Source organism: Novosphingobium chloroacetimidivorans, assembly GCF_014204535.1.
GTDB lineage: Bacteria > Pseudomonadota > Alphaproteobacteria > Sphingomonadales > Sphingomonadaceae > Novosphingobium > Novosphingobium chloroacetimidivorans.
Genome location: NZ_JACHLR010000047.1, coordinates 1 through 8,140, shown reverse-complemented (window position 1 = coordinate 8,140; position 8,140 = coordinate 1). Strand labels below are relative to the sequence as shown.

Annotated in this window: 2 protein-coding genes and 4 pseudogenes; 3 read left to right on the top strand and 3 right to left on the bottom strand. The window is 58.8% G+C overall.

Translation table 11 applies throughout. From position 1 onward, the window contains the following. Together istA and HNO88_RS21315 are read right to left on the bottom strand one after the other, a co-directional pair. Positions 1-1,121 (bottom strand): IS21 family transposase (gene istA / locus HNO88_RS21320; protein WP_312857154.1); only part of this gene is annotated, 1,121 nt, incomplete at its 3' end. Between the two features lie 150 nt (positions 1,122-1,271). Continuing rightward, positions 1,272-1,620: pseudogene (locus HNO88_RS21315) on the bottom strand (transposase); the annotation flags it as partial. A 155-nt stretch (positions 1,621-1,775) separates the two neighbouring features. Between HNO88_RS21315 and HNO88_RS21310 the strand changes: the two are divergent. Beyond that, on the top strand, positions 1,776-2,936 hold the full coding sequence (locus tag HNO88_RS21310; protein ID WP_312857155.1) for an acyltransferase family protein: 1,161 nt from the start codon (positions 1,776-1,778) through the stop codon (positions 2,934-2,936). An 861-nt stretch (positions 2,937-3,797) separates the two neighbouring features. Here HNO88_RS21310 and HNO88_RS21305 read toward each other — a convergent pair. Then, a pseudogene (locus tag HNO88_RS21305) lies at positions 3,798-4,897 on the bottom strand (IS5 family transposase). A 1,640-nt stretch (positions 4,898-6,537) separates the two neighbouring features. Between HNO88_RS21305 and HNO88_RS21300 the strand changes: the two are divergent. Together HNO88_RS21300 and HNO88_RS21295 are read left to right on the top strand one after the other, a co-directional pair. Next, a pseudogene (locus HNO88_RS21300) lies at positions 6,538-6,696 on the top strand (hypothetical protein); the annotation flags it as partial. A gap of 284 nt (positions 6,697-6,980) precedes the next feature. After that, positions 6,981-7,746 (top strand): annotated as a pseudogene (locus tag HNO88_RS21295) (IS5 family transposase). Positions 7,747-8,140 lie beyond the last annotated feature (394 nt).

Below are 8,140 nucleotides of genomic sequence, written 5' to 3'. Positions count from 1 at the left end.
CGCCTGTGGGCAGGATCGACCCGTCGCTGGTTGCGTCCGTCGAGTACCGGATGGACTGCGATGAGCTTGCGATCCTCGAAGATGCGGATCTCGCGCGGATGGTTTTGCACTTCCACGACCCGTTTGCGCGTAGCGTCCGGGACCGAATAGAGGTTACCGCCGACCGAGACCATGCCCTCGTGGCTGACCCGCCGCTCGACCGTCAGCACCGCGTTATAGGCTGCGGCAGGCAATGCGGTGAGCGCCGGCTGCTCCTCTGCAAAGTGCTCGGACACGATCCGTTTGGTCGTCGCATGCAGGCGAGCATTGGCTACGGTGTCGAGCCAGTCGCGGAACTGGGCATTGAGATCATCGGCGTCCCGGAAGGTGCGACCCAGAAAGAAGTCCTGCCGGATGTAGCGGAAAGGGCGCTCGATCTTTCCTTTGGTCTTGGCGCGGTAGGGCCTGCAGGCTCGAGGCAGTGCGCCGTAGTGGTCCAGCAGCGCCACCAGCGAGCGATTATAGATCACAACACCCTCGGCGTCCTCGTCGATCACGGCCGTCTTCATCCGGTCGTAGAGGACCTCTGACGGCGCGCCGCCCATCGCGTCGAAGGCATCGATGTGGCAGCGCATGACGGTCTGCAGGTCTTGGGTCGGGCAGAAACGCCCCCACAGCCACCGGCTGTGCCCCAGGACCATCGAGAACAGCCAGACGATCCGGGTGCTCCCAGGCTCATCGGCAAACTCGACGCGAAAATGGGCAAAGTCGACCTGGGCCTGCCTGCCCGCAGGCGTTTCAAACCGCCGCTCGAACGGCTTGATCCGCTCAGGCCGACACGCCCGCAGGAAATCTGTCACCGACGTGTAGCCGCCCTTGAAGCCCATCGCCATGATCTCGCGTAGGAGCCGCCTGCCGGACAGATCGGGATACTGAGTGATCCGCTCGAGAAGATAGGGCTCGAACGGCTCCAAGAGCCTGGGGCGCTCGGGTCGCGGTTTGTAGGCTGGCGGCGTGACGCCGCCAGCCAGGTGCTTGCGCACGGTCTTGCGGTCGAGACCGGTCTTGCGCGCGATGGCGGACACGGACAGCCCCTGCCGCCGCAGATCATGGATCATGACGATTTCCTCAAGTCTGACCACCCAGCGCTCTCCCGGACAACCCAAGGGCATTGAGCGGTACGTGAAGATCGATGCCAATCCGCTCCGGGGTTAACCCCGGAGCGGATTGGAGCTCACCTCAAAACTGGGGAATTTTCATTCGGCGCTTTTGGGGAGAATACGTCCGGCACCGACAAGGAGGTTTTTTGGGCCTGCGGCCCGGGACACGGCCTCACGCAGTTCTCGGCTTCCATGGTCTTCTTGCCAGCAGGCGCTGCAGCTCGGCGACCTGGTTCTGCAGCGCCCGGTACTCGGAGGCGGGCACGACCTCCTCGCCGGCACCGGCTGCGGTCGGCGCACCCTGCGCCACCAGCCTGCGCCACGTGAATATCTGGCTGCGGCTGATGCCATGCTGCCGGGCTACCAGCGACACGTTCATGCCCGGCAAATACGTCTCCTCTACGATCCGCAGCTTCTCCGCGGCCGACCAGAACCGCCGGCGGCCACCGTCAGCGATAACCTCATATCCAGACATAAGCATGTGCTCAGGGGATAGCCCTAAGCCTCCATTCTATGCCTGAGGGTGTCCGGACGAAACAGGGGCCAGCTCACCAACTCAGCGAGCAGTGAATAGATTTCTAGTGACACAGGTTTATGCCTCGGGCAATGCGTAAATGATCTGGGTATTCCGTGGGAATGCCATTAAGAGCTCAGGCCAGCACTATGCGTGTAAATCGTGAAAGCTTTACTGTAGTTGAGGGCGCTGAACAGGGGAGGGCTCAGCTTAGGCAGGCTCACATCCCTGCTCTCGATGGGCTACGAGGTTTCGCCGCTGCAGTAGTTGTCTTCGCGCACATTAGAGCAGATGCGGACATAGGAGTAGTGCACCAGCAGATCGGCACTTACGGAGTTCTACTTTTTTTCATCCTCAGTGGGTTTTTGATGGGACATCTATACCTGAGGCAGCCTTTCGATTATAGCCACTTGTCCCATTACTTAGCGTCCAGAATATCGAGAGTTGTCCCACTATATTATGCGGTGGGAATAGTGTCTTTTTTCATAAGTAGGATTGACGGTAATTTTCCATACTACATGAATAACGTTGATGCAGTTCGACACATCCTTATGATTGACAACGTGTCCGTGTTTTGGACAATCGCACCAGAGTTCCAATTTTACTTTATTTTTCCGGTACTCTGGTGGCTTGTTTATCAACCGTCTAAAATCAGGGTGCCGTTTGGATTTTTGGCGGCGTTTCTCGTGGCGGTTCTGTTTGTATTTCGCTATCAGCTTCCAGGGCTGCTCATTATTTCGAAGTTGCACGTATTCTTGCTGGGAGTTGGCATCGCGGCTATTCGGCCGTTTATTCAAAGCTTTGTCAGCACCCTTTCTGCAACGGTACTTCAGGTGCTAGCCGTCGGCATACTGTTTTCCCTAGTCATACCCCCAACTATTGCGTTTTACCAATGGCTCTACCTAGATGGCGTTCCTGACCGACTTTCGCGTTTCTATTATGAGCCAGCTCGAACCATCATGATTGGTTATTGCGTATTTGCTTTTTCTATCGCCGACACGCCCTTCTCTCGTGTGCTATTTGGTAATAGATGTGGACGTGCACTGGGCAGATACAGCTTTTCGCTATACCTTCTGCATACCCCAGTGATTTACTTTGTTACAGAATCGACGCTCCCCTATTATCTAAGCGGCTCAGCTACAATCGCGTGCATCGTCGCGCTCAGTTTGGTGCTAAGCGCATTTTCCTATTACTGCTTTGAACTACCATTGCAAAGTGCAGCCAAGGCGCGCCTTATCAAACTGTTTGGGTCTGTCCGTCAGCGAACGTTGCGGGTGTCGTAAACTTATTGAAGTACGAAGTTCGGGTGGGGCGGCCACTTGCGAAAAGACCGTTTTAAATGGGTTATGCTCGTCACGCGCTCACGGGAGCGATGTACCGCTATTGCATCCCCCTATGTACGTTTGGATAGCTGCTTGCCGGGCAGGTGGGCAACCGCTTGTAAGCGCGCTCCTGAGAGTAGGTGTGGGAGCGGCGGTGTGGGTCAGGTGTAGGGCTTTGCGGATCTGGGCGGCGACGGAGGTGGAGCGACGAGAACCCGTTGCAGTTTTGGGCAAGGGTTTGTGCCAGGCGCTTGGACGCCTCGAAGAGCCGTCCACCGAGGCGGAGTGGCTTAAGGAAGTGGAGCGGGACGGTGCCGCGCTATGGCTGTGCACGATTTCGCCTGATTTCAGGATCAACTGTTGCGTCTTAAGGCTCGTTATAGCGTTATGCAGGTTCAGTGCGCCCCTCGAGCCGAGCAGTTCGTTGGAGCCTTCGCCGCTGTCTAAGGGGCGAGTGATATTGGCCCGGGTCGCGTTGCGGTAGGAAGGGCTCGACTGACCACCCGAACTGGGGCGCACTACCGAATACGCCGGGCCGCTTTTCGGCTAGGAGAACGGTTGTTTTTGCTTGGCCTTTCGATGGTTTTTCCATGGAAAAGACCATGTTAGCCGGGGCGCCTGCTCTTCCTGCGAACCCGGCTTTTCTTCAGGCCATCGTGGCCCGGTTTTAGGCCGAGAAGACGAAGCTGGACGCCTCGAAGAACCATCGATTTCGGCGTGAGAGCGACGCGTAGAGTAATCATACCAGCGTCGGTTGCGTGATCGCGGGTCGGTTGTTGCTGTTTGGCGGAGATCTGGTGGTCGCTCAGAGCCGCATGGGCATCATGCGGGCGCACTTCGCTCCTCGAGCGAGGCGAGCCGCTGAATGTTGTGGGCCAGGTTGGCCATGCCGACTTGGTACGTGCACGTGCGATGCCGATGATGCGCAAAATGAGCCCCATGCGGTGCTTTTGGCCAGCGAAGACGTGCTCGACGGCAGAGTGCGCCGCCGATCGCCTCGCGTTGGCTCAGGCGATGCGCTCGGGCAGGGCCCGGGGTTGCGGCTTGGCTGGTGGACGTTGCTGGTGAACATGCCCTTGGCGAGGAGGGCCTCGCTCTTCTTGGAGCAGTACGCACTGTCGGCCCACACGCGCGAGGCTGATCGGGACCGGCAGCCATGCGCGATCGTGCGCATCGGCGGCGCTGGCATCCCAAGTGCGGATCAAGCCACGTGTGCGGTCGATGTCGATATGGTTCTTTAGCCGAACATCGGGAGGGCGAGATCGACTGGCTTGAACGCCTTGAGGTCGGCGCTGTCCCGCACCTTGGTCTTGTTGTACTTAGCGCTCCAGAGCGAATCGCGAATCTTTTGCCGCAGCTTGGCTGGCTTTTCCTCCCAGCTCTTGGGGAATCAGGCCTACCCTTATCGCAGTCTTCTCTTCCTGGGTGTTGCGCTGCTTGGCGCCAGCATAACGGTGGCGTCGATGATCGGGCTGGCCATGGCGAGATAGTCTCGGTTCGTCAGCGCGGCATCGAAGCGGGCGAAGAGCTTGTCGATCGTCTTGGCTTAACGAGGCGCTTGCGGAGCAGCCATACCGTCGTTGCATCCGGCACCTTGCCGTCAAGGCCAAGGCCGAGGGAGCGCTGAAACAACAGCCGGTCCCTGATCTGAAACTTCGTGGCCTCGTCCGATAGCGAGTAGAACGGTTGGAACACCAGTATCTTGAAACATCAGCACTGAGTCGAACGGCGGTCGTCGGCCATTGCTCCGAGAACTGCGCCGCAGCGGGGTGACCAATGGTCCGCGGAAAACCTCGAAGTCGACTACTGCCGCCAATCACTCCAGTGAATCGCCGGACGAGCTGAGCGCCTCAATACCGGTCCGAAAGATTGGAAAAACCCGACTGTCCCCCATCACCGCCTCCGCTGTCGCGCCGACGCAGCGAAACGCCTCTGGGCGTCAGATGCTTCCGGTCTTCTCGAGCTGAGTTAATCCGTGCCCAGGAGACGCGAATACGCACAAGATGGACACCGTACAGTGATTGGGAGACTCGCTCATGAACCATTATGCAGGGCGCGACATCTCACTGTAAAGGCAGCGATTTGCATCGTGGATGAGACCGGCGGCGTCATCCGGAAATTGGTTGTCGCCAGTAATCCAGCTATCATTGCTGATGCTCTCCTCGACGCCGCGGCATCGTTCCGGCGATTGGGTCTGGGTCGGCACCATAGCTTTACGCTGGGCTTGCTGACCTTGAGCTGCCAGCCATCTGCATCGAGGTGAAGCAAATGCGCGCGTTCGCCAAGCCTCGCCGATCAAGACCGACAAACGTGATGCGCGCCTGATCGCTCAAGCGATGAGGCCCGGGCTGTTCAAGGCTACCATGTAATAGCCGATGCCAGCCAGCGCCTGCGACTATTGCTTCGACATCGCCAGTCCATGATGAGGCGGAACAGGGATCTGTTGAATACCATTGGAGGTGCGCGGAAGGCCCTTGGCTATCGTATCGGAGCCGGAAAATTTCAGCTGATCACGAACCCGCTGCGCGAGACGCTCACGGACGCGGAGCTGCTCAAAATGACCGAGCCACTTCTCAATGCCCTACGAGCACGGGTCAGCCATCCTTGCTGATCTTGGCGCTCAACTGCTGGCGGCAGCCCGAGCAGATCGCATGTCTTGCCTGCTGATGACCGTGTTAGGCCCTAAGGCGATGACAGCGTTGGCGTTCCGAACCGGCGTTGACATCGTTTCCCGCTTTGAAGAATTTCCAATTCATGGGTGCCATCGTTGGCCTAACCCCCGAATATATGCATCAGGAGAGATTCAACACCTCGGGCGCATCACCAAATGCGGCGACGGTATGGCTCGGTGATTGGTCTACGAAGCCGCCAACTCGATCCTGACCCGCTGCAAGGGCGAGGGCTGGTTGAGGGACTGGGCGCCCAATGTGGCGCGGCGGCGTGGGATGCGCAAAGCGCCGGTCGCGCTAGCGCGCAGACTCTCGTTCGCCATGCACCGGATGTGAGTCAACCTTACACCTTTCTCAGCGCTGAAGCTGCCTTGAGTTGACGAAAACGGTGTGCTGTGGACACGGGATCGTGTGGAGAGTTGGATGACCGCGTTGAACGATTTGTTGCCAAAAGCCGGTTTCGAGGTTCCTGCACTCATGACACCTTCGCCTCTTTCAGCCAGCGGCTGCACAAGACCGCGTACAGAAGCGTGAGGCCTGTTTATACACGTCCCACGTTGACTGATGGCGTGCAGCTGACGACGACGCTGAGCGCCCGTGACCTTGTCGTCCAGGGCTGCGATGCAGGTCACCAAGCTCAGGAAGCAGGCATTCGGCGAATTCTCCGAGAAGATCGATGGCAGCATCCTGTAGATAGAACTCGCACTCGAAGACGTGCTGGTCACCGTCGTCCGACAGGGCCTGAGGACGAGTGATCAAAAGGAGCCCGACGTGCAAGGCCGGCCAAGCTTGCCGACTCCACTTTCTTAATAGGATCATCGCGCCGGCCGCGTGTCTCTGCGGATACACCGCGCAAGCGCCACTAGCTCGATCTTGGCAGCACGTGTGCGGATTGCGACGGCGAACTGAGTCTCGTCGACGAGGACGTGCGCGTCGTAGAGATGATCACGGCAAAGTTCAAGGTCATCGCAGTCGGACGTCCGAAGAATTCCTGCCGTTGCATTGAGAAGATGGTCAAGGCGCCGGCTCCGAGCCGACCGATCCTCGGGTAGCATGGCGAAAGGAAGTCTCCTTCCTCGCGTGCTGGTCCTAAAGTTTGCCGAAACGACAGGCCAAACGTATTGTCGACGGTGTGATGCAGAGTTCGAAGTGTTTCTATGTCTGTGATCAGCTCCCTTGGGCCGGCACCGTGCCGCCCGACGCCGGGTACCGCTGTGCCTTCAATTGAGAGGCCAAGCATGTGCTGGCTCATCTAGGTAGCGCTAGGCCACAGAACCATAAACAGGACTCCCAAACCCGCTGATGCGTTATTCAGTCCTCCGAGAAGAAGACGAGCATGGCGCGGTTTGATCTGACGGATTTCGAGTGGTCGGTGATCGAGCCATTGCTGCCCACCAAGGTGCGTGGCGTGAAGCGGGCGGACGACGGCCGCCTTCTGAACGGCATTTTCTGGCGGCTACGAACAGGAACGCCCTGGGCGGACATTCCCTCGCGCTATGGACCGCATACGACCTGCTTGAACCGCTTTGATCGCTGGTGACGAGCGGGACACTGGCAGAGGATATTGGAACCTGCGTCAGCCGCTTACGAGGGCGATGTACAGATGATCGACTCCTCTTCGATCCGGGTTCACCAGCACGGCGCCAACGGCACTGAAAAAGGGACCCGGTTGCAAGGGTCGCTCGCGCGGCGGCCTGACCACAAAAATCCACGCGCTGGTGGATGCCAAATGGGATGCGATCGCGCTCAAACTTACAGCGGGCCAAGCGCACGATGGGCGCAGCGCCGCCGACATGCTTGCGACCCTGGGTGATGGCGATGTGCTGTTCGCCGACCGTGCCTATGACAGCGACGCACTCAGGATTGAGATGGCGGCGCGTGGCGCATGGGCTACCATCAAGCCCATGCCCATTCGCGTGCGTCGGCCGGTCTTCAGCACCTTCCTCTATCGGTACCGCAACGTCGTCGAGCGCTTCTTCAGCAAACTCAAGCAGTTCCGGGCATCCGCAACCCGCTACGACAAACGCGACGACAACTTCCTCGCCTCAGTCCAACTCGCCTGCATCCGTATCTGGGTGCGGCATAATAAGTCGGTGGCCTAGTCGTATCGTCCGAGCTGACGCCTACCAGGGCTATGCAGAGCCCTACGAACCCGCTGCGACTGGCGCCCGCCTCCGGGAAGCACCCTGCTATGCCTATTGGCGGCGCAATCCCTAAGCCATCTGGAGTTCGCAGAAGTCCGAAATCGCCTACGAGGCTCTGGAGCGTATCGGTTAGTCGCCGATCAAAGCGCCGTCCGCCAAGGTAACGTCGGGCGCTAGCTAAACGATGCTATGCCTTACGCCAACGCGCGCGCGAGATTCCACGCTTACAATTGAGCTCTTGGGCACCGTCCCGCAACGCGCTAGAGCATTTTCAGCATGAGCGTTGATATCCTGCGGCTTGGAAGAAGTTGGCGCATTCGTCTGGCAGGAAGCGATCGAGCAGCTTGCCGAT